The sequence below is a fragment of the Bradyrhizobium sp. genome, assembly GCF_004799445.1.
GTDB lineage: Bacteria > Pseudomonadota > Alphaproteobacteria > Rhizobiales > Xanthobacteraceae > Bradyrhizobium.
Map to the genome: position 1 here is coordinate 29,720 of NZ_SSNA01000212.1, position 19,882 is coordinate 49,601.

Below are 19,882 nucleotides of genomic sequence, written 5' to 3' on the forward strand. Positions count from 1 at the left end.
CCCTGAGTCTAGTCGCCTCGGTTTGGCACGATTGGTGCAAGTCTCGTGGCGTGCGCCTTGGACGAGTTCCGCCCGTGATATCCCGGATCAAGTCGCCACATCGTGATGCCGTTCATACCCCGAAATGCCGATAATGTGGGGATAGTTTAATTCAACGAACACATAACGTTCGCATGAGTTTAGCATGGGGGTCGTGGCATGACGACGCGATCGGCGGCGTTTCGGGCAAGAGCGAGACTATAGGACGAAGGAGAACGAAATGGCTGGCGCGGACAGTGTCGAAAAACTCGAGGACGTCATCGTCCGCTCGGCCGAACAGGTCTCCGGTCAAATCCGCGCGGTCAAGGACGCCATCTCGACCGTCATCTTCGGCCAGGACCGTGTGATCGAAAACACCTTGGTGACGATCCTGTCGGGCGGTCATGCGCTCCTGATCGGCGTGCCCGGCCTCGCCAAGACCAAACTGGTCGAAACCTTGGGCATTACGCTCGGGCTGGATGCCAAGCGCATCCAGTTCACGCCGGATCTGATGCCATCGGATATTCTGGGTGCCGAAGTGCTGGACGAGAGCAATACCGGCAAGCGGTCGTTCCGTTTCATCGCAGGCCCGGTGTTCGCCCAGCTCTTGATGGCCGACGAGATCAACCGCGCCAGCCCGCGCACCCAATCGGCGCTGCTGCAGGCCATGCAGGAACAGCACATCACGGTGGCGGGCGCGCGCCACGATTTGCCGAAGCCGTTTCATGTACTGGCGACGCAAAACCCGCTGGAGCAGGAAGGCACCTATCCATTGCCGGAGGCGCAGCTCGACCGCTTTCTGATGGAAATCGACGTCGACTATCCGGATCGCGACGCCGAGCGGCGGATCCTGTTCGAAACCACCGGTGCCGAAGAGACGCTGGCCAAGGCGGCGATGAACGCCGAAATTCTGATCACGGCACAGCGGCTGGTACGGCGGCTGCCGGTCGGCAATTCCGTCGTCGAAGCCATCCTCTCGCTGGTGCGCTCGGCGCGCCCGGGTCCGGAAGGCGGCGAGGCCGGCAAGCTGATCGCCTGGGGGCCGGGTCCGCGCGCCAGCCAGTCGCTGATGCTCGCCGTTCGCGCCCGCGCCCTGCTCGACGGCCGGCTGGCGCCCTCGGTCGACGACGTGCTCGATCTGGCGGAGCCGGTTCTCAAGCACCGCATGGCCCTGACATTCTCCGCCCGTGCCGAAGGCCGCACCATTCCCGACGTGATCAAACAATTGAAGACGCGGATCGGTTGATGGCCGCAGCCAGCGAGCACGCAGCCAAGGAGATCTTAGCAATCCGACGTGCCGATGGCGAAAGCCGAACGCTCGCCGCATCGCTGCCCCGCCTTGTGCTCGAAGCTCGCCGCATCGCCGCCAATGTGATTCACGGCCTGCACGGACGGCGGCGCGCCGGCGCGGGAGAAAGTTTCTGGCAGTACCGCCGCTTCGTTTCGGGCGAGCCATCGCAGAGCGTCGACTGGCGCCGCTCGGCGCGCGACGATCATCTCTACGTCCGCGAGCAGGAATGGGAAGCCGCGCACACGGTATGGCTGTGGCCGGACCGTTCGCCATCGATGGCGTTCGCATCCCAACAGGCGCGCGACAGCAAGCTGGAACGCGCTTTGATCGTGACCTTTGCGCTGGCCGAGCTCCTGGTCGCGGGCGGCGAGCGGGTCGGCATTCCGGGCCTGATAAACCCTACCGCCAGCCGCAGCGTGATCGACAAGATGGCGCAGGCGATGCTGCACGAGGACGCGGCGCGTCCCAGCCTGCCGCCGTCCTTTGTGCCGTCGGCGCTCGCCGAAATCGTGGTGTTGTCGGATTTCTGGTCGCCGATCGAGGAAATCCGAACCATGCTCGCCGGATTGTCGGCGTCCGGCGCGCACGGCGCGCTGGTCCAGATCGTCGATCCCGCGGAAGAAAGCTTCCCCTATTCCGGCCGTGTCGAGTTTGTCGAACCGGAAGGCCGCGGCATCATCGTCGCGGGACGTGCGGAAAAATGGGCCGGCGACTACGTTGCGCGCGTGGCGCTGCATCGCGAGCAAATTCGCAGTGAGACCAGCAAGCTCGACTGGTTGTTCTCGACCCACACCACCAGCCGCTCGGCCGCCGAACTGCTGTTGTTTCTGCACTCGGGCATGATGGTGAACAAGGGCAGCACGCGCGCCGCGACGGTCAAAGCGGGGCGCAGCGCATGATCGCAGGCCTGCCGCTTTCGTTCGCCGAACCGGTTTTGCTGCTGGGCCTGCTGAGCCTGCCCGTGCTGTGGTGGCTGTTGCGGGTGATGCCGCCGCGGCCGCGGCGGATCGAGTTTCCGCCGACGCGGCTGTTGTTCGACATCGCGCCCAAGGAAGAAACCCCGTCGCGCACGCCGTGGTGGCTGACGGCGCTTCGCCTGCTGGCCGCGGCGCTCATCATTCTGGCGGCCGCCGGACCGATCTGGAATCCGCAAACCGGTGCTGCCGGCTCGAGCGCGCCGCTGGCCATTCTGCTCGACGACGGCTGGAGCGCGGCCTCGAGCTGGGAAGCGAGGGTCAAGGCCGCGGACGAATTGATCGCCAATGCCGACAGCGACCGGCGCGGCATTGCTCTGGTTCCGCTGTCCGAGCCCGCACGCGACATCACGATCATGACGGCGGGCACGGCACGGGTGGCGTTGCGCCAGCTCGCGCCAAAGCCCTATTCGATCGAGCGGGTCGACACCCTGCCCGCCATCGAGCGCTTTCTCAAGGCGACCGGCGACTGCGAGATCGCCTGGCTGTCGGACGGCGTCGATACCGGTCGCGGCGCGGATTTCCTCCAGGGCCTGGGCAAGATCGTGGGCGATCGCACCTTGACGGTTTTTGAAGGCGGGACCCCACCCGCGCTGGCGCTGGCCGCCGCCGAAAATGCGGCGGCGAAGATGACGGTGAAGGTGCTGCGCGCCGATGGTGGCGCCGCCGCGGGCATCGTGCGCGCGCTCGACCAGAAAGGCTCGCCGATCGGCGAGGCCCATTTCGGCTTTGCGCCGGGAGACCGCGAGACCGACGCGGCGTTCGACTTGCCGGTCGAATTGCGCAACGATATCGGGCGGCTTGAAATATCGGGCGAACGCTCTGCCGGCGCGGTGCAACTGCTCGACAAGCGGTGGCGCCGGCGCGCGATCGGCGTGGTCAGCGGTTCGAGCAGCGATACCGCGCAGCCTTTGTTGGCGTCGACATTCTATCTCACCCGCGCCTTGGCGCCGTTTGCCGACGTGCGGCTGGGAGATCGTGGCGCGCCACAACAGGCGATCACCCAGTTTCTCGACCAGAGGCTGCCGATGATCGTGCTCGCCGATATCGGCACGCTGTCGCCGGAAATCCGCGAGCGCCTCAACGCGTGGATCGAGCAAGGCGGGGTACTGGTGCGCTTTGCCGGGCCGCGCCTGGCGCAAGCCGATGACGATCTGGTGCCGGTGAAGCTGCGCCGCGGCGGACGCAGCCTCGGCGGCAGTCTCACCTGGGAAAAGCCGCAGCACCTCACATCATTCGCCGCCGACGGACCGTTCGCCGGCCTTGCGGTGCCCAAGGATATCACCATCAGCCGGCAGGTGCTGGCCGAGCCCGATGCGGTGCTGGCGACGAAAAGCTGGGCCTCGCTGGAGGACGGAACGCCGCTGGTTACCGGCGAGCGCCGCGGCAAGGGCGTGGTGAGCCTGTTTCACGTCAGCGCCGACATGCGCTGGTCCGATCTGCCGATGTCCGGCAGCTTCGTCGAAATGCTGCGGCGGATCGTCGATATGTCCGGCTACACCGCCAATCCGGGCGCAGGCGTCGCCAGCGAAGCCAATGCCGAAACGGTGGCGCCCTTGCGCACGCTCGATGGTTTTGGCGCGTTCGGGCCGCCGCCCTCGACGGCCAAGCCACTGGCCGCCGACTTCCGGGATCGGGCGACGCTGGATCATCCCCCCGGATTCTATGGCCCGGCCGACGGCCCTCTGGCGGTGAACACGCTGGCGGCGGCGGACCGCGTCGCGCCACTCGATACTTCCGCGCTGCGCGCCCGGCATGCGACCTACACCAATTCCGAACCGCGCGACTTGCGCGGCATCCTGCTGTCATCGTCGCTGGCGCTGTTTCTGATCGACGCCGTGATCGTCGCCCTGCTCGGCGGCGGCATCGCAGCCCTGCTGCGGCGGCGCGCGGCGCCGGCTGCGCTGGGATTCGCCCTGCTGTTGTCGGCCATGCTGGTGCTGCCATCGCCGACCCGGGCCGGCAGCGACGACGATTTCGCCATCAAGGCAACCTCGCAAACCCGCCTCGCCTATGTCCGGACCGGCAACGCCGACGTCGACTCCATCGTCCAGGCGGGATTGGCCGGACTGACCCTGTTTCTCGCGCAACGCACCGCGTTGGAGGCCGGCGATCCCATCGGCGTGGATCCGGCGCGTGACGAACTGGCGTTCTTCCCGCTGATCTACTGGCCGGTCGTCCCCGGCGCGCCGAAGCCGCCGCAGGACGCGATCAACCGCATCGACGCCTACATGAAACAGGGCGGCACCGTGCTGTTCGATACCCGCGATGCCATCGAGGCGCCGCCGGGAGAAGGCGGCGCATCGCAGACACCAGGCATGCTGGCGCTGCGCGATATCCTTTCATCGCTCGACGTTCCCGAACTCGAGCCGGTGCCGCGGGAACACGTCCTGACCAAGACGTTCTATCTGTTGCGCGACTTTCCCGGCCGATTCGACACCGGCCAGACTTGGGTCGAGACCCTGCCGCGCGAGGACGACGACGATACGGCGTCGCATCCCGCCCGCGGCGGCGACGGGGTCTCGCCGATCATCATCACCTCGAACGATCTGGCCGGCGCCTGGGCGATGCGCCCCGACGGCCAGCCGATGCTGCCGCTGACGCCGGGCGAACCCCGGCAGCGCGAATTCGCTTTCCGCGCTGGCGTCAACATCGTGATGTATACGCTGACCGGAAACTACAAGGCCGACCAGGTCCACGCGCCGGCGCTGATCGAACGGCTCGGGCAATGAGCGCCGCCGTCACCCTGAGGTGCGAGCGAAGCGAGCCTCGAAGGGGGACGGCCGCAAACCGTAAACCAAGCATCCTTCGAGGCGCGCCGCAAAAGCGACGCGCACCTCAGGGTGACCCCAACTTGCTGGACAAATAAATGCAGTATGGCATCGCGTTTACCCCGCTTGTCCCGACGCTCGTGCTTTGGATGGCGCTCGCCGCCATCGTCGTGATCGCGGTATTGCTGCTGCTGGGGCGGCCACGCGGCGCGGCGGTGCGCATCGCGGCGCTGGCGCTGATCCTGCTGGCGCTGGCCAACCCGTCATTCACGCGCGAGGACCGCGAGCCACTGTCGTCGGTGGCCGCGGTCGTGATCGACAAGAGCCCGAGCCAGAATTTCGGCGAGCGCACCCGCGAAACCGCCAAAGCCCAGGAGGCGCTGGTCGACAGCCTCAAGAAGATCAGGGGCCTCGAAGTGCGGGTGGTCGAGGCCGGCCAGGCCGACGGCGAAACCGATGGCACCCGATTGTTTGGCGCGCTGTCGTCGGCGCTATCGGACGTTCCGGTCGATCGCGTCGCCGGCGCTTTCCTGATCACCGACGGGCGGGTGCATGACATCCCGGCGAACGCCGCAGCGCTCGGATTCCAGGCCCCGGTGCATGCGCTGATCACCGGGCGCAAGGATGAGCGCGACCGCCGCATTGCGATTGCCGCCGCGCCGCGTTTCGGCATCGTCGGACAGGTCCAGACCATTACCTACCGGCTGGACGACCAGGGCGTCAGCGGCCAGCGCGCAAAGGTCGCGGTTCGGGTCGACGGCGAGACGATCAACGAGCGTACCGTGCAGAGCGGCCAGACCGTCAGCGTCGATATCGATATCAAGCACGCCGGGCCGAACATCGTCGAGATCGAGGCTTCTCCACTCGAAAACGAACTGACACTGGTCAACAACCGCGCGGTGGTCGCGATCGACGGGGTGCGCGACAAATTGCGCGTGCTGCTGGTCTCGGGCGAGCCGCATTCCGGGGAGCGCACCTGGCGCAATCTCCTGAAATCCGACGCCAGCGTCGATCTCGTGCATTTCACGATTTTGCGCCCGCCCGAGAAACAGGACGGCACGCCGATCAATGAATTGTCGCTGATCGCGTTTCCGACCCGCGAACTGTTTCAGCAGAAGATCAACGAATTCCAGCTGATCATCTTCGATCGCTACGCGCGCCAGGGCGTGCTGCCGATCGCCTATTTCGACAATATCGCGCGTTATGTGCGCGGCGGCGGCGCCGTGCTGGTGTCAGCCGGCCCCGACTACGCTTCATCGACAAGCATCTGGCGCACGCCGCTGGATTCGGTGCTGCCGGCAGAACCGGTCGGCGTCACCGAGAAACCGTTCTACGCGCAGCTCAGCGACGTCGGCAAACGCCATCCCGTCACACGCGGTCTGGAAGGCTCGGGCAGCGAGCCGCCGCACTGGAGCCGGTTCTTTCGCACGGTAGAGACCCGCAATGCCACCAGCCCGCCGGTCATGACGGGCGCCGACGGCAAACCGCTGCTGCTGCTGTCGCGGTTTGGCGAGGGACGCGTCGCCCTGCTGTTGTCCGACCATATCTGGCTGTGGGCGCGCGGCTATGAGGGTGGCGGTCCGCATCTCGACCTGCTGCGGCGGATGTCGCACTGGCTGATGAAGCAACCCGACCTCGACGAAGAGGCGTTGCATCTGCAAGTGCGCGGCCATGACCTCGTGGTGCAGCGCCAGACCATGGCCGACAGCGTCGCGCCGGTGACGGTGACGTCGCCTTCGGGAACAACGCGTGAGCTGACGCTAAGCGCCAGCGAGCCGGGAACGTGGACCGCGACGCTCCCCGCCAACGAACTCGGCCTCTGGCAGGCGACCGACGGCACGCTGAAGGCCCTGATCAATGTCGGCCCGACCAACCCGAAGGAATTCTCGGAAGTCACCTCCACGACCGGGATGCTGATGCCGCTGGCGCAGGCGACCGGCGGCGACGCACGGCGCGTCGTGGACGGATCGAGCGTCGAACTGCCGCGCATCGTGCCGGTGCGCGCATCCAGCGTGTTCCGCGGCGATGGCTGGATGGGCGTGAAGATGCGGGACGCGAGCGTCGTCAAAGGCGTCGGCGTATTGCCTGTGTTTGCCGGCCTGATCGGCTTGCTGCTGCTGCTCGGCGCGTTCGCCGCCACCTGGCTGCGCGAAGGACGCTGACAAAATCACATCATGTTGATGTCCCGGCGCTTGCGTGAATCACGCAGCGCTTGCGAAGGCTACGGTTGACAGGCGCGGACAAACCTTGCGATGTTATATTGTAACGTCGGCTCTGCCGGGATGTCCCGGCTGTGCGGCGCGGGGCGTTTGTCGGCATGAAGTGGTTCCGATCGAACATCAGACATGGCGCGCGCGCGGCGTTGTTCGCGTTCGCGATTCAGTTGGTGCTGTCGTTCGGGCATTTTCACGGGATCGTGGCGCAGGCCGCGCCGTCGATCCAGTCCGCGCACCAGCAACTGCCGGCGTCCAGTCCCCATCCGGACCGGCAACCGGGCGAGCCTTGCGCGATCTGTGCCGTTATCGCCCTGGCGAATACGGCGTTGGTTGCAACGCCGTCAGCGCTGCCGCTGCCGCTGGCCGCGGACTTCCTGCACCTGCCCCCGGATGCCGGGTTCGTCCCATCGAACTCCGCCCGCGTCGCGTTTCAGCCTCGCGCACCCCCGCTCTCCTGACATCGGTTGTTTGATGATCCCTGAGGTGCGGCCACGCGATAGGTGGCTGGTCCTCGAGGAATGAATCGAAATCGGTCCGTCACCCCTCGACGGCAAGCGCTCTCTTCCAAATTCGTCGACGATCACGAATTTCGGCCGCGCTTTCTCAGGACCAGGATAATGGCATTCTCGGCAAGAACTATCCTCCTGCTCTCAAGTTCGGCGGCCCTGCTGTTCGGCTTCTGCGGCACCGCCTTGTCTCAGACTTCGGCGCCCGCCGGAACCGGCACGACCGTGCTGCCCAGTATCGAGGTGGTGGCGCCGCGGCGCGCGCAGCCGCCGCGCCGTCCCCGCACCCTCGTGACCAGCGGACAGCGCCGCGAGACGCCTGCCACGCCCCCGCAAACCGAGGCGCAGCTGATCGCCGGCAAGAACGAGAAATTCGACGCGGCCCGCCGCAACATCCTGGCACCGGTCGGCGCCACCTCCTACGAGATCAGCCATCAGGCCATTGAAGCGCTGCCTCAGGGAAACAATACGCAACTGGACAAAGTGCTGTTGCAGCTCCCCGGCGTGACACAGGATTCGGCCGCAAGCGGCGAACTGCATGTGCGCAACGAGCACGGCAATATTCAGTATCGCATCAACGGCATCATGCTCCCGGACGGCGTCGGCGCTTTCGGTCAAATTCTCGACACCGGGATCGTCGGCAGCCTTGCCCTGCTTACCGGCGCCTTGCCGGCGCAGTACGGCTTGCGCACGGCCGGCGTCCTCGACATCCAGACCAAGGCGGATGCTTTCAACAACGGCGGCAGCGTCAGCGTCTATGGCGGCAGCCACGGCACGATCACATCGAGCTTGGAATATGGCGGCACAGTCGGACAAACCCAGTATTTCGCGTCCGGGCGCTTTCTTCAGAATAATCTGGGAATAGAGAATCCGACGCCGTCGAACGAAGCAATTCACGACCGCACGTCGCAGGAAAAGGGATTTCTCTATCTTTCGACGGTACTCGACCCCACCAGCCGCCTGACCTTCATGAGCGGCGTATCGAACAGTTCCTTCCAGATTCCCAACAATCCAGGGCAGCCGTCGAATTTCACGGCATTCGGCGTGTCCAAATTCGATTCGGCGCTGCTCAACGAACACCAGAACGAGTTCAACCAGTTCAACGTCCTTGCCTACCAGAAATCGATCGACGACATCGACTTGCAGGTTTCCTATTTCAACCGGTATAGCCAGTTGCACTTCTTTCCCGACCCGATCGGAGACCTCGTCTTCAACGGCGTGTCGTCGGACATCTACCGTCAGAGCGTCGTCAACGGCATTCAGGAGGATACCGCCTGGCGCGTCGGTTTTGCCCATACGCTGCGGTTTGGATTTTCGATGAGCGCGGAGCGATCGCTGGTCAACAATGCATCCACCGTATTGCCGCTCGACGGCATGGGTAATCCGGTCGATGCGCCGTTCCCAATTTTTGATTCCAATGCCAAGACCGGCTGGTTGATCGGCACCTATCTTCAGGACGAATGGAAGATCACCAACCAATTGACCTTGAACGCAGGCCTGCGTTTCGACCAGATGCTTCAATACGTCGACGCCAACCAGCTCAGCCCGCGCGTCAGCCTGACCTGGAAACCGTACGATGACACCACGTTCCACGCCGGCTATGCGCGAAACTTCACGCCGCCGCAGCAGGTGATCGCGGCCCCGACCAATATCGCGCTGGTTTCGAATCCCCCCAACACGCAAACTCCCGCTGTCACGGCCAACGATCCGGTGCTGCCGGAGCGGTCAAACGTCTTCGATGTCGGCGTGGTTCAGAAAATCCATGCGATACCAGGCCTCGAGGTCGGCTTGGATGCCTACTACAAGATCGCCCGCGACCTGCTCGACGATGGCCAGTTCGGCGCTGCCTATGTGCTCAACGGCTTCAACTACGATCGGGGGATCAACGAGGGCGTCGAACTCAAGGCGACCTACACCAACGGAAATTTCCGCGTCTATGGCAACCTTGCCTGGGCGACGCAGATCGGCACCAATATCGTATCGAACCAGTTTCTGTTCGGTCCCGACGAACTGGCCTTCATCGCCAACCACTACATCTTCACCGATCATGCCCAGCAGCTGACGGCGTCGGCCGGCGCCTCCTATCTGTGGGACGGCACGCGCTTCAGCGCCTCGATGATCTACGGCAGCGGGCTTCGCTCCGGCTTTGCAAATACCGATCACCTGCCGTCCTACGCCCAGGTCAATCTGGGGATCTCGCACGACTTCAACATCGTGGCTCCCAACAAACCGACCACGCTGCGCTTCGACATCGTCAACCTGTTCGACACCATCTATGAAATCAGGGACGGCTCGGGCATCGGCGTCTTCGCCCCGCAATTCGGGCCGCGCCGCGGCTTCTTTGTCGGAATCTCGCAAAAGCTGTGAAGCTATCGCGCCATGCTCCAGTCCGGGCGGATCGGTCCGGAAACGCCGTCGAATGCGCCATCGACCAGTTCCGCCACCAGCAAGCGGCTGTAGTCGACCGGTCCGGGCATGGTCGCGCGGCCCTTCGGCACGGCCTTGAAGCCGACGCGGCTGTAATAGGCCTCGTCGCCGACCAAGAGCACCAGGCGATGGCCTTTTTCCCTGGCGTCCTTGAGCGCGCGTTCCAGCAGCGCGCGACCGACGCCGCGGCCGCGAAACGGCGGCTCGACCGTCAGCGGTCCCAGCAGCAGAGCGCTGGTATCGCCGATAGTCACCGGCAACTGGCGCACGGAGCCCACCAGCAGCGTGCCGATCCATGCGGTGAACGACAGTTCGAGCAGGTGGTCGACATGCTCGCGCAGCCGGTAGGCGCTCAGCACGAAGCGGCCGGGACCGAATGTGCGCTCGTGCAGGCGTTCGATGGCCTGGGCGTCGTTGGCGGTTTCGGCCAGTATGGTCAGAGAGAGGTCGCTCATGGTCGCGAGATAGCATCTGGCGGCCGCGCGGTCCATCGTCGCCGCGTCACGCCGGATTGTCGAGCCACGTCAATTGCCGCCGGCGGGGGCTTGAGCCAGATAGGCCAACAGCTTCATCTCACGGCGCCCGCGCGTCACGGTGTCGAGCACCAGCCCCGACGAGACCGAGAGCATCGCCAGAATAACCAGACCCATCGACAGCACCGCGGTCGGCAGTCGGGGAACGATGCCCTCCTCGAGATAGGTAATGACAATCGGGACCGCGAGGCCGACCGAGACCACGGTCAGAAAAACTCCGATCGCCGTGAAAAACCGCAACGGCTTTTCCGAGCGGTAGAGTTTCAGGATGGTACCGAGAATCCGCAGACCGTCACGCCAGGTGTTGAGCTTGCTGACCGACCCCTCCGGGCGGGCATAATACGGCGTCTCGATCTCCGCTACCGGCAACGCCAGCTCCAGCGCATGGACGCTCAACTCGGTCTCGATCTCGAAGCCATCCGACAGCACCGGAAAGGACTTGACGAACCGCCGCGAGAATACCCGGTACCCTGAAAGAATATCCCTGAAGGCCTGGCCAAAAACCGCCGACAGAAAACCCGTCAGCATCCGGTTGCCGGTACGGTGACCCGGCCGGTAGGCGGCCGCGGCCTGGTCGACCCGAAGACCGACCACCATGTCGAGACGATCCGACAACAGCGCCTCGATCATGCGGGGGGCGCTGGCGGCATCATAGGTCGCGTCGCCGTCGACCAGTACATAGATGTCGGCGTCGACGTCGGCGAACATGCGGCGCACCACATGACCCTTGCCCTGGCGGCGCTCGCCGCGCACCGTGGCGCCCGCATCGCGCGCCACCGCGACCGTGCGATCCGACGAATTGTTGTCGTAGACGAAGATATCGGCCGTGGGCAGCGCCTTGCGAAAATCGGCAATCACGGTGGCGACCGCCGCTTCCTCGTTGAAGCACGGCACCAAAACAGCAATCCGCACCGACAATGGTATCATTGCTGAAATGCCTGCCCCCTAAAGCCTGCCGACCGAGCTTCCCATAACACGATCATGCGCTGGCTGCCCGCCCGATAACAGCGCCGTCCACCATTTCCGCAGGCTTGATCAGGGACGCAAACAGCAGGCTCCACAACGAAAGCATGGCGACCGGAACCGTATAGTATGGCGTGAAGACGGGATGGCTCATGAAGAAGGCAAGGTTCACCAGGAGATTTCCAGCCGTGACAGCAGCGACCCGTCTCGCGCCGCCCGCCCGGCCCGAACGCCACATGACCACCGTCCACAGACCCGCGAGCAGCAGCAAGACGAACTGCAAATCCGCCAGGTACTGCCGGATAACGCCGAAGCTGAAATCCGGAGGCGTCACATCGACCCCTCCGTAGGTCGTCGAAAACGGACTACCGGCGTTGATCGCATTAGCAACCAGCGTCGGCGCCATCCCGGCCAGGAACGCCGCTGCAAACAGCACGCCCTGCAACGCCACCTCGATTTTTCGGGATATCAGCAGCGAAACGCCGAAAAACAGAAAGTATCCCGAGGAGAGAAACAGATTCGGCAATCTGAAATTCACCGACAGGCCAATGACGAGACCGGTCAGCCCCAGCAAGGCAACGCGATACCGGCTTTGCCCGGCAGAGAAAAAACGGGCGGTCAGGAGTCCAGCGAGCGCACAGGCCACCATGGTAGGCGCCACCGAATAGCTCGCCTTTGCGGGATTGATCATCAGGTAGATCGCCAGGCAGCCGAAACCAGCCGCGAGCAAGATGGACGATCTGGCGCGCGCGTAAAGTATTGCGAGCAGCGCCAGCGCGAAGACCACCAGCGTCGCCAGAACATACAGCGGGATCACCTGGAACCCCTGCGGAAACAGCGCCAGTACGAAGCCCGTGCCCGGCGGATACTGCATCACCCGCTTTTCGGTGGCCGGGATCCATGTGTGGCAGGGAGCCTCTGCCGTATCGTTCCAGGACTTGAAGCCCATCTCCCGCAATTTTGAAGACAGATAATGATCGTCATCCCGGGAGATATCCGTGTTCAGGCCGTTCAGCCCAAATCTCTGGAACAGATGAGCCTGCCGCAAATAGCAGACATCGTCGTAGACGCCGCGGCTTTCGCTCCAGTGCGACATCGACCACACATTGCTGGCGAGGATGGCGAACAGCGCGAAAGCGCAAACGGCCTTCAGATATTTCATCGCTTCCATCGAACCGCGCAAAAACAGACCATCGAAACAACCGCTGTTTCATTCTGTCGAAAATCCGGGATATCCAAGCGTAATTAACCAGCCACGGCAAGCCGCACCGGTTTGCGTCAATTTTCTAGAAACCGCCGGAATACATCCGCGCTCCGGTTCACCATGTAGGTCGATCCGGCAAGCGTCAGGTGAATGCGATTGGAATAAAGCCAAATCCCGTCTTTGACGACCGGGCACTCCGCGTCGCAAAAGTAATCTATCGGCCGCAGCAATTCGACCTTGTCGGGCCATTTGGCCTGGACCCTGGAAAGCATCTGATCAATTTTCGCCGTAGACCTTTCGGCTTGCTCCCGGGTTTTCGTCGGACAGGGCGGTTGAGGCGCGTGCGGAAGCGGTCCCTGCAACAGCCGGGGACGATTGATGGGGCAGCCGGGATCCGGTTGCTCGCCGATCATCAGGATGCGCCTGCCATCGGCGACAAGCCTCCCGATCGTTCGTTCCAGGCCCTGCTGCAATTTGGTGAACGAATTGCCGTCGGACATCGAACTCTCGGCCGGTTCCAGGTCGTCGTTGATCGCTGCGTCGCTATAGAGACTCCACTTCTCCACGAAGATGATCGGCAAATTCGTTTGACGGACACGCTCCAGCGTCTGGTCACGCGCCAGTCTGCACTCTTCCTGTCGCGGTGACCTCAGCGTCGCTCCATAGAGAACGGGGCAGCCGGCGCCTCCCATCACGTGAACGTTCATGTTCAGCTGCTCCATGATCGGCCCAAGGCCGAAAGCATATTCGGCGATCAGGGAATCGCCGGTCAATTCAAAACCTACCGGGCCCTGAAAGTGCCGTATGTCGCGGCCGGTCGGAAAATCCTCCAAATGCTCCAACTCGGCCTGAGCTTTGGGCATCCGCCAAGCGAAGCCCTTCGATATGAAGGTGAGGTGGGTAACCGCGGCCAGCGCGAGAACCACCGACCAAAAACCGACAGCATTTCCTAGAACATTGGCCGATCGTAACCCCGAAGATTGAATGAACCGGCGCTCGATCAACAAATTCATCGCGGTTGCGACAGCGACCATGAGGACCACCATCGTCAAGATCCCTGCCCGGCCATTGGCCGCGTCGTCGCCAAAAATGAAGCGCGCGAAAAAAATGATGGGCCAGTGGCAAAGATAGAGCGAATACGAAATGGCGCCGATTGAAACCGCCGTGGCGTTGGTGAGGATCATGGATACCCGGGCCTTGCCGCCGGCCCAGATCGTTGCGGCCGCACCCAGGCAAGGCAAGAGAATGGTTGCCTCCAGATGCGGCATATCCGACCTGAACAAAAGTACGCTCGCCGCGATACAAAGCAGGCCGGCTGCGGAAAGCCATTCAGCGGCGGCTTCACCGAGACGGAATCGTCTCTCGCAGAGAAGAACCAGTGCGCCGCAGGCGAACTCGGCAATTCGAAACGGCATCAGAAAAAATACCGCGAGCGGATCCACTTTGGCCACAAGGGTTGAAGCGAGGATGGATGCAAGCGCCGCGACGGTGATGCCTTCAAACGTCCGGCCTACCCTCCATGCCAAAACAATGAAGACCGGCCAGAGCAAATAAAACTGCTCCTCGAGCGACAGCGACCAGCAATGCAGCAGAGCCAGCTCGTCCGAATTCGGGGCAAAGTACTGATGGGATTCCCGCCAGTACTGAATATTCGAAATCGACAGAAGGGCGTGCGTGCCCTCCTTGGCCACGTCGAGAAACATGATCGGCGCGCACCACAGGGCGCCCGCGAGATAGGTGGCGACGACGGTGAAGATCAGCGCGGGATAAATTCGCCGCGTCCTGCGCACATAAAACTGACCAAATGAAAAGCGACCGGCCTGCAGATCGGCCAGAATATTGCGGGTGATGAGATAGCCGGAAATGACAAAGAAAATATCGACGCCGACGAAGCCTCCCTGAAAGCCATCGACCTTCAAATGAAACAGCACGACGGCAATGACCGCGACGGCGCGCAGTCCGGCGATCTCTGCGCGAAAATGATTAGTCATGTGTGCTGGTCGGGCCGCCCCTGCGAGCTCGAACGGCGCGCGCGTCGACCGGGCGGCTGCCGGTCGGATTGGCGAAGCGACGTTGGCCGTGACAGCCGAAGCCCTTCACCGCTGCGATGCCGCGCCGGGATGCAATACGCGGCAGAAAGTCCAGTTTCTTCACCAAGTGGGCACCGCTGTTCTGGCGCGCCGCTTCTACCACCATGAGCCCTTCGCGAACAAGCGCGTTCGCGGCATGCTTCAGGCCGGCTTTCTGCGCGCGTAGGCAAGCAATCCGCAGCCACATGTGGAACAGGAATGGATGGCCTCGTCGCTTCGCTCCCTTGCGCAAACGCTTCGCGTTTGTCGCAGGCCACCGAACAACGCAGGCGGAGAGCGCTGCTCCCGCGGATCGCGGAGAGAGCTCCCTAGCGCCAGGTTGCAACCGGCTCACGGCCTTCGATTACTTCCGATATCCGCAACCGTGTTCCCGTGGTCGTCTCCGCCGGCAGCGCTCCCACGTCGAAAAACCCGCACCCGACAATCTCGCGGTTCGGCTCCGGCAGGCGATCCTGCCTGAAATGCCTGACCAGATAGACCGCGACATGATCGCGGCGAGAGATGTGGCTGTTGAAGAAAAGGCCGTGCAGCGCAGGCTTGCCGGTCAATTCAATTCGTCCTTCTTCCTGCAATTCGCGTTGCAATGCATCGCGGAAGGATTCGCCGGTTTCTACGCCGCCGCCCGGCAGGTGCCAGCCGGCGACATAGCTGTGCTTGACCAGAAATACGCGATTTTCACCGTCGAGTACGACGGCGCGGACCCCGAGCGTCATGCCGCGGGCGAACCGCCAATAGAAATGAAACATCCGCCGCAGCGCCGGCTCAAGGCTCCGTCGCAGGTTCTGCAGGTTCATCGTCACGGAAACCCCCGGATATGCGGACGGCGCGTTTGATCCTTGCATCGCGACAGCCAGCTTGCCAATACATTCCCGGATATTGCAGGATATCATGAGGCGATCGTGTGGCGGCTCGTTCGCGTAACCAACAGAAGCGGATACAGATGATGGCGGCCTTCACCCTTGCCCATCTGTCCGATCCGCATCTTCCGCCGCTGCCAAGCCTGCGGCTCTCCGAGCTCGTCGGCAAGCGCGCGTTCGGCTATCTCAACTGGACGCGCAACCGGCATAAATTCCACAGCCGCGACGTGCTCGATGCGCTGGTATCGGACATGCAGGCGCAGACGCCGGATCACATCGTGGTCACAGGCGATCTCGTCAATCTGGCGCTCGAAGCCGAGTTCGCGCCGTCGCGGGCATGGCTGGAAAGCGTCGGCCCGCCGGACCTGGTCACGGTCATCCCGGGCAATCACGACGCCTATGTTCGCGCCACCCGGCATCGTTTTGCGGAGGCCTGGACCAACTATCTCGTCGGCGACGATGCGCCCGATCGCGGCGTGGAATTTCCCGCCGTGCGCCGCCGCGGCCCGCTGGCGCTGATCAGCGTGTCCTCGGCGGTGCCGACGGCGCCGCTGATGGCGACGGGGTGGCTTGGACGAAGCCAGCTGGAGGCGCTCGATCGCGTCCTGGCCGGGCTTTCCGCCGAACAGGCGTTCCGCGTGCTGCTGATCCACCACCCGCTGCGCTCGGACGCGCGCGCCAAGCGGCTGACCGATGCGCCCCAATTGCTTGCGCTTCTCAAGCGGCAAGGCGTGGAGCTGGTCCTGCACGGGCACGATCACGTTCATTCCACGATCTGGATCGACGGGCCGAACGGTTCGATTCCGGCGATCGGCGTGCCATCGGCCTCCGCGCTCGCGCATGGCCGCTATCCCGCGGCGGCCTATAATCTGTTTTCAATCGAGCGTGACGGCGCGGCGTGGCGATGTGAGCAGAGGGTACGGGGTTTCGGACAGCGCGCCGGCGTCCGCGAGTTCAGGCGGGTGAGGTTGTCGTAGCGGCGCCGAGCATCAATCGCCGCCTCCTCCGCCACAGCCTCCACCGCCGCACCCGCCGCCTCCGTCGCCGCCGCCACCATCTCCGCCGTGGCCTCCGCCGGCATCGCCGTGACCGCCGTGCCCGCCCCCGTCGTTGCCGGAATCGCCGAAACCGGCGGAGCTGCCATCGATCGAACTATCGGCAAAATCGCCACCGCAATAGGCGACGCCGCTGCCGTTTTTCCGCAGCTGCTCGCATTGCGGGTGATAGACGAACCCATCCGGAATATTCAGCTTGCTGTCCAGGGCAAACAGCAGCGGCAGCCGTGTCGGGTTGACCGGGTCGATGCTCTCATACTTGCAGCAGTACCACCACACGCGGCGGAGGCCCTCGTTGCTCTTGCGATGCTCGCTGAGCACCACCGCCGGCGTATGATGCAAGAAACCGCCGAACGCGCGCCGGCAAAATGCATCATATTCGCGCGTATAGAGGATGAATTCATGCCACAGGTCGTCGGCGACCTGCGACGGCATCGAGACGTAGCGCTTGCCGCTCATCAGATAGGCGATGAAGAACTGACGCAGGCCGCGCGAAACCAGCGCGCTGTCCTTGCGCTCAAGCCCGGCGCGATGTTTCTCAAGCCGATCGAGCAGGCCCGGCGGCCAGCGATAGGTCCGGATGAACTCGGCCCGTCGCAGATGCTGCCACTTGCGGAATAATGAGACGGCGACAATCGTTGCAAGGAGCGCGAGCGCGATCGGAACGCCTGAAGTCACGACCGCTCCTTTGGTCCTGGACCTAGAGGCCGCGCAGTGCGGTAAACAGCGCCAGGCCGAACAGCGCGACCGCGCCGAGGATGAAGCCGAGCGCGAAGGTCCAGAAAGCGCTGCGGCGCGGCTTTTCGACCACGGCAGGTGCGGCCATCGGGGTCGCGACCAGCGCGTGTTCGCGCTCGATCATGCGGCGCGCAACGTAATCGGTGACGGCGTCGACGATGGCGGCGATGTCATGGGATTCGGCAATCACGATGCGGCCGAAACGGGTATCCTGCACGAAACGATAGATGCGCTTGTCGCGCCCCATCAGGACGTGAGCCACCACGTCGACCCACAGCCGCGGTGTCTCGCCCTGGCTGATGCCGCGATCGAACAGATCGATGGTGTTGGAAATTTGCGCAAACAGGGGATCGAGCGCCTCGTTCAGAATTTCCAGCCGGGCAACTTCCGCATCGCGCAGGTCGACGACGACGCCGGTGCGATCGGCAGCCTCGATCCGCGCCTGCCGGAGCGCATCGCGCAGCCGCAGCGGACGCGCATCACCGGCGGCTTCGCTCCCGGTATTTTGTGCCTCTGACATAAGCTGGCGGCCTTGTCCTGATGGGTTGCGGATGCCGTTAAACTATCAGTAACCAGGCCATCCGCAAAGGCCGTTTGCTCCCAAAGACTTACGCCTTTGGCGAGCGGCAAACGCGAGCGGCCCCGCCCGGCATGACCGGAGGAGGCCGCTGTTGTCCTTGGACGTCTTCTTATTCGATAGATCAGGCCGGAACGCGCGAGGGCTCTTCCACGATGGAGAAGCGCACGCCGGCCTTGTGGCGGTTCTCTTCCGAGACCACGCGCCAGGCATCCTCGGCTTCCTTGCGGGTCTTGAACGGGCCCTGAACCTGGGCCGAACCTTCCACAAGCTTGTGGAAGTTCATCGAACCGAACTCGCCGCCGATCACCCAGAAATTACTGCCGTTGTTCATGATAGCCTCCTTCTATTCAGCCGCCTGAACGCGGATTTCCGAACCGTGCGCCTTGAACTGCGCGGCTTCGGTCGAATCGTGAAGTGCCGTGGTCGACGAGGTGCCGCCGGTGATGGTGGTGGACACCAGATCGAAGTAGCCGGTGCCGACCTCGCGCTGGTGGCGCGTCGCCGAATAGCCGAACTTCTCCGAGGCGAACTCGGCCTGCTGCAGGCGGGAGTAAGCCGCCATGCCTTCGGCCTTGTAGCCGCGCGCCAGTTCGAACATGCCGTGGTTGAGCGAGTGGAAGCCCGCCAGCGTCACGAACTGGAACTTGTAGCCCATCGCGCCGATCTCGCGCTGGAATTTGGCGATCGTCGCCTTGTCGATGTTGGCTTCCCAGTTGAACGACGGCGAGCAGTTGTAGGCCAGCATCTTGCCGGGATAGACCTTGTGCACGGCCTCGGCGAATTGCTTCGCCTCCACGAGGTTCGGGGTCGAGGTTTCCCACCACAACAGATCGGCATATTTCGCGAACGCGATGCCGCGCTTGATGCAGTGCGCAAGGCCACTGCCGGGCTTGAGCCGGAAGAAGCCCTCCGCGGTGCGCTCGCCGGTGATGAACTCGCGGTCGCGCTCGTCGACATCGGCGGTGATCAGCTTGGCGCTCTCCGCATCGGTGCGCGCCAAGACAAAGGTCGGCGTGCCGCAGACGTCGGCGGCGAGCCTTGCTGCGACCAGGTTGCGCTCATGCGCCGCGGTCGGGATCAGCACCTTGCCGCCCATGTGGCCGCACTTCTTTTCAGACGCCAGTTGGTCCTCGAAGTGAACGCCGGCCGCGCCCGCCTCGATATAGGCCTTCATGATCTCGAACGAGTTCAACGGACCGCCGAAGCCCGCTTCCGCGTCGGCCACGATCGGCACGAACCAGTCGATCTTGGCGCCGCCTTCGGAGTGCTCGATCTGGTCGGCACGCTGGAAGGTGCGGTTGATGCGGCGGCACAGCTCCGGGCCGGCGTTGGCCGGATAGAGGCTCTGGTCCGGATACATCGCGCCCGCGGTGTTGGCGTCGGCCGCCACCTGCCAGCCCGATAGGTAGATCGCCGGCAGCCCGGCGCGCGCCTGCTGCATCGCCTGGTTGCCGGTAACGGCGCCGAGCGAATTGACGTAAGGCTCCTTCTTCAGCGATTCCCAAAGCCGGTTGGCGCCCTTCTCGGCCAGGGTGTAGGCGATCGGTACGGAACCGCGCAGCCTTTCAACCTCGGCCGGGCTATAGGGACGGCTGATGCCGTCAAACCGCCCTGCGGGCGCGGGAACCAGCTGTTCAAAGGTCTTCGCCATCTTAGGTC

Annotated in this window: 17 protein-coding genes; 7 read left to right on the forward strand and 10 right to left on the reverse strand. The window is 63.8% G+C overall.

What is annotated here, in order from left to right; translation table 11 throughout:
• Positions 1-259 precede the first annotated feature (259 nt).
• The 6 genes from E8A46_RS27890 (at position 260) to E8A46_RS27915 (ending at position 10,143) form a co-directional block, all read left to right on the forward strand.
• Complete coding sequence (locus E8A46_RS27890; protein WP_291568057.1) at positions 260-1,264, forward strand: MoxR family ATPase; 1,005 nt, start codon at positions 260-262, stop codon at positions 1,262-1,264.
• The gene (locus tag E8A46_RS27895) at positions 1,264-2,208 is read left to right on the forward strand and encodes a DUF58 domain-containing protein (RefSeq protein WP_291568059.1); all 945 of its coding nucleotides are present in this window, start codon (positions 1,264-1,266) and stop codon (positions 2,206-2,208) included. The genes E8A46_RS27890 and E8A46_RS27895 overlap by 1 nt, the downstream gene beginning before the upstream one ends.
• Positions 2,208-5,015 carry a DUF4159 domain-containing protein gene (locus E8A46_RS27900; RefSeq protein WP_291568088.1) on the forward strand — a complete coding sequence of 936 codons (2,808 nt, stop codon included), beginning with the start codon at positions 2,208-2,210 and terminating at the stop codon, positions 5,013-5,015. Before E8A46_RS27895 ends, E8A46_RS27900 begins: the two co-directional genes overlap by 1 nt.
• Before the next feature lie 137 nt (positions 5,016-5,152).
• On the forward strand, positions 5,153-7,216 hold the full coding sequence (locus E8A46_RS27905; RefSeq protein ID WP_291568061.1) for a hypothetical protein: 2,064 nt from the start codon (positions 5,153-5,155) through the stop codon (positions 7,214-7,216).
• Positions 7,217-7,371: 155 nt separating this feature from the next.
• Positions 7,372-7,728 (forward strand): DUF2946 domain-containing protein, encoded by a 357-nt coding sequence (locus tag E8A46_RS27910; protein WP_291568063.1) that lies wholly within the window; start codon positions 7,372-7,374, stop codon positions 7,726-7,728.
• Positions 7,729-7,887: 159 nt separating this feature from the next.
• Positions 7,888-10,143 (forward strand): TonB-dependent receptor, encoded by a 2,256-nt coding sequence (locus E8A46_RS27915; RefSeq protein WP_291568065.1) that lies wholly within the window; start codon positions 7,888-7,890, stop codon positions 10,141-10,143.
• A 2-nt stretch (positions 10,144-10,145) separates the two neighbouring features.
• On the opposite strand, the gene E8A46_RS27920 is transcribed toward E8A46_RS27915, so the two are convergent.
• The 6 genes from E8A46_RS27920 to E8A46_RS27945 form a co-directional block, all read right to left on the reverse strand.
• Positions 10,146-10,658 (reverse strand): N-acetyltransferase, encoded by a 513-nt coding sequence (locus E8A46_RS27920; RefSeq protein WP_291568067.1) that lies wholly within the window; start codon positions 10,656-10,658, stop codon positions 10,146-10,148.
• A gap of 69 nt (positions 10,659-10,727) precedes the next feature.
• A complete protein-coding gene (locus E8A46_RS27925) occupies positions 10,728-11,663 on the reverse strand; it encodes a glycosyltransferase family 2 protein (protein ID WP_291568069.1) in 936 nt (311 codons plus the stop codon).
• Between the two features lie 52 nt (positions 11,664-11,715).
• Complete coding sequence (locus E8A46_RS27930; protein WP_291568071.1) at positions 11,716-12,861, reverse strand: hypothetical protein; 1,146 nt, start codon at positions 12,859-12,861, stop codon at positions 11,716-11,718.
• Between the two features lie 116 nt (positions 12,862-12,977).
• A complete protein-coding gene (locus E8A46_RS27935) occupies positions 12,978-14,894 on the reverse strand; it encodes an acyltransferase family protein (protein WP_291568073.1) in 1,917 nt (638 codons plus the stop codon).
• A complete protein-coding gene (locus E8A46_RS27940) occupies positions 14,887-15,180 on the reverse strand; it encodes a hypothetical protein (protein WP_291568075.1) in 294 nt (97 codons plus the stop codon). The genes E8A46_RS27935 and E8A46_RS27940 overlap by 8 nt, the downstream gene beginning before the upstream one ends.
• 121 nt (positions 15,181-15,301) lie before the next feature.
• Positions 15,302-15,787, reverse strand: coding sequence for an NUDIX domain-containing protein (locus tag E8A46_RS27945; protein ID WP_291568090.1), 486 nt, complete (start codon positions 15,785-15,787; stop codon positions 15,302-15,304).
• 149 nt (positions 15,788-15,936) lie between these two features.
• On the opposite strand from E8A46_RS27945, the gene E8A46_RS27950 reads away from it, so the two are divergent.
• Positions 15,937-16,827, forward strand: coding sequence for a metallophosphoesterase (locus E8A46_RS27950; protein WP_291568077.1), 891 nt, complete (start codon positions 15,937-15,939; stop codon positions 16,825-16,827).
• Between the two features lie 12 nt (positions 16,828-16,839).
• On the opposite strand, the gene E8A46_RS27955 is transcribed toward E8A46_RS27950, so the two are convergent.
• The 4 genes from E8A46_RS27955 to aceA all read right to left on the reverse strand — a co-directional run bounded on the left by E8A46_RS27955 (position 16,840) and on the right by aceA (position 19,874).
• Positions 16,840-17,583 (reverse strand): hypothetical protein, encoded by a 744-nt coding sequence (locus E8A46_RS27955; protein ID WP_291568079.1) that lies wholly within the window; start codon positions 17,581-17,583, stop codon positions 16,840-16,842.
• 22 nt (positions 17,584-17,605) lie between these two features.
• Positions 17,606-18,163, reverse strand: a complete 558-nt coding sequence (locus E8A46_RS27960; RefSeq protein WP_291568082.1) for a hypothetical protein — start codon at positions 18,161-18,163, stop codon at positions 17,606-17,608.
• 181 nt (positions 18,164-18,344) lie between these two features.
• Entirely contained in the window at positions 18,345-18,554 is a 210-nt protein-coding gene (locus E8A46_RS27965) for a hypothetical protein (protein ID WP_291568084.1), read from the reverse strand.
• A 12-nt stretch (positions 18,555-18,566) separates the two neighbouring features.
• Positions 18,567-19,874 carry an isocitrate lyase gene (gene aceA / locus E8A46_RS27970; RefSeq protein WP_291568092.1) on the reverse strand — a complete coding sequence of 436 codons (1,308 nt, stop codon included), beginning with the start codon at positions 19,872-19,874 and terminating at the stop codon, positions 18,567-18,569.
• Positions 19,875-19,882 lie beyond the last annotated feature (8 nt).

What these genes read in the sequence shown, in the direction of transcription:
- E8A46_RS27890 (WP_291568057.1), top strand. Translation starts at nt 260, where the DNA reads ATGGCTGGCGCGGACAGTGTCGAAAAACTCGAGGACGTCATCGTCCGC.
- E8A46_RS27895 (WP_291568059.1), top strand. Translation starts at nt 1,264, where the DNA reads ATGGCCGCAGCCAGCGAGCACGCAGCCAAGGAGATCTTAGCAATCCGA.
- E8A46_RS27905 (WP_291568061.1), top strand. Translation starts at nt 5,153, where the DNA reads ATGCAGTATGGCATCGCGTTTACCCCGCTTGTCCCGACGCTCGTGCTT.
- E8A46_RS27910 (WP_291568063.1), top strand. Translation starts at nt 7,372, where the DNA reads ATGAAGTGGTTCCGATCGAACATCAGACATGGCGCGCGCGCGGCGTTG.
- E8A46_RS27915 (WP_291568065.1), top strand. Translation starts at nt 7,888, where the DNA reads ATGGCATTCTCGGCAAGAACTATCCTCCTGCTCTCAAGTTCGGCGGCC.
- E8A46_RS27920 (WP_291568067.1), bottom strand. Translation starts at nt 10,658, where the DNA reads ATGAGCGACCTCTCTCTGACCATACTGGCCGAAACCGCCAACGACGCC.
- E8A46_RS27925 (WP_291568069.1), bottom strand. Translation starts at nt 11,663, where the DNA reads ATGATACCATTGTCGGTGCGGATTGCTGTTTTGGTGCCGTGCTTCAAC.
- E8A46_RS27930 (WP_291568071.1), bottom strand. Translation starts at nt 12,861, where the DNA reads ATGAAATATCTGAAGGCCGTTTGCGCTTTCGCGCTGTTCGCCATCCTC.
- E8A46_RS27935 (WP_291568073.1), bottom strand. Translation starts at nt 14,894, where the DNA reads ATGACTAATCATTTTCGCGCAGAGATCGCCGGACTGCGCGCCGTCGCG.
- E8A46_RS27940 (WP_291568075.1), bottom strand. Translation starts at nt 15,180, where the DNA reads ATGTGGCTGCGGATTGCTTGCCTACGCGCGCAGAAAGCCGGCCTGAAG.
- E8A46_RS27945 (WP_291568090.1), bottom strand. Translation starts at nt 15,787, where the DNA reads ATGAACCTGCAGAACCTGCGACGGAGCCTTGAGCCGGCGCTGCGGCGG.
- E8A46_RS27950 (WP_291568077.1), top strand. Translation starts at nt 15,937, where the DNA reads ATGGCGGCCTTCACCCTTGCCCATCTGTCCGATCCGCATCTTCCGCCG.
- E8A46_RS27960 (WP_291568082.1), bottom strand. Translation starts at nt 18,163, where the DNA reads ATGTCAGAGGCACAAAATACCGGGAGCGAAGCCGCCGGTGATGCGCGT.
- E8A46_RS27965 (WP_291568084.1), bottom strand. Translation starts at nt 18,554, where the DNA reads ATGAACAACGGCAGTAATTTCTGGGTGATCGGCGGCGAGTTCGGTTCG.
- aceA (WP_291568092.1), bottom strand. Translation starts at nt 19,874, where the DNA reads ATGGCGAAGACCTTTGAACAGCTGGTTCCCGCGCCCGCAGGGCGGTTT.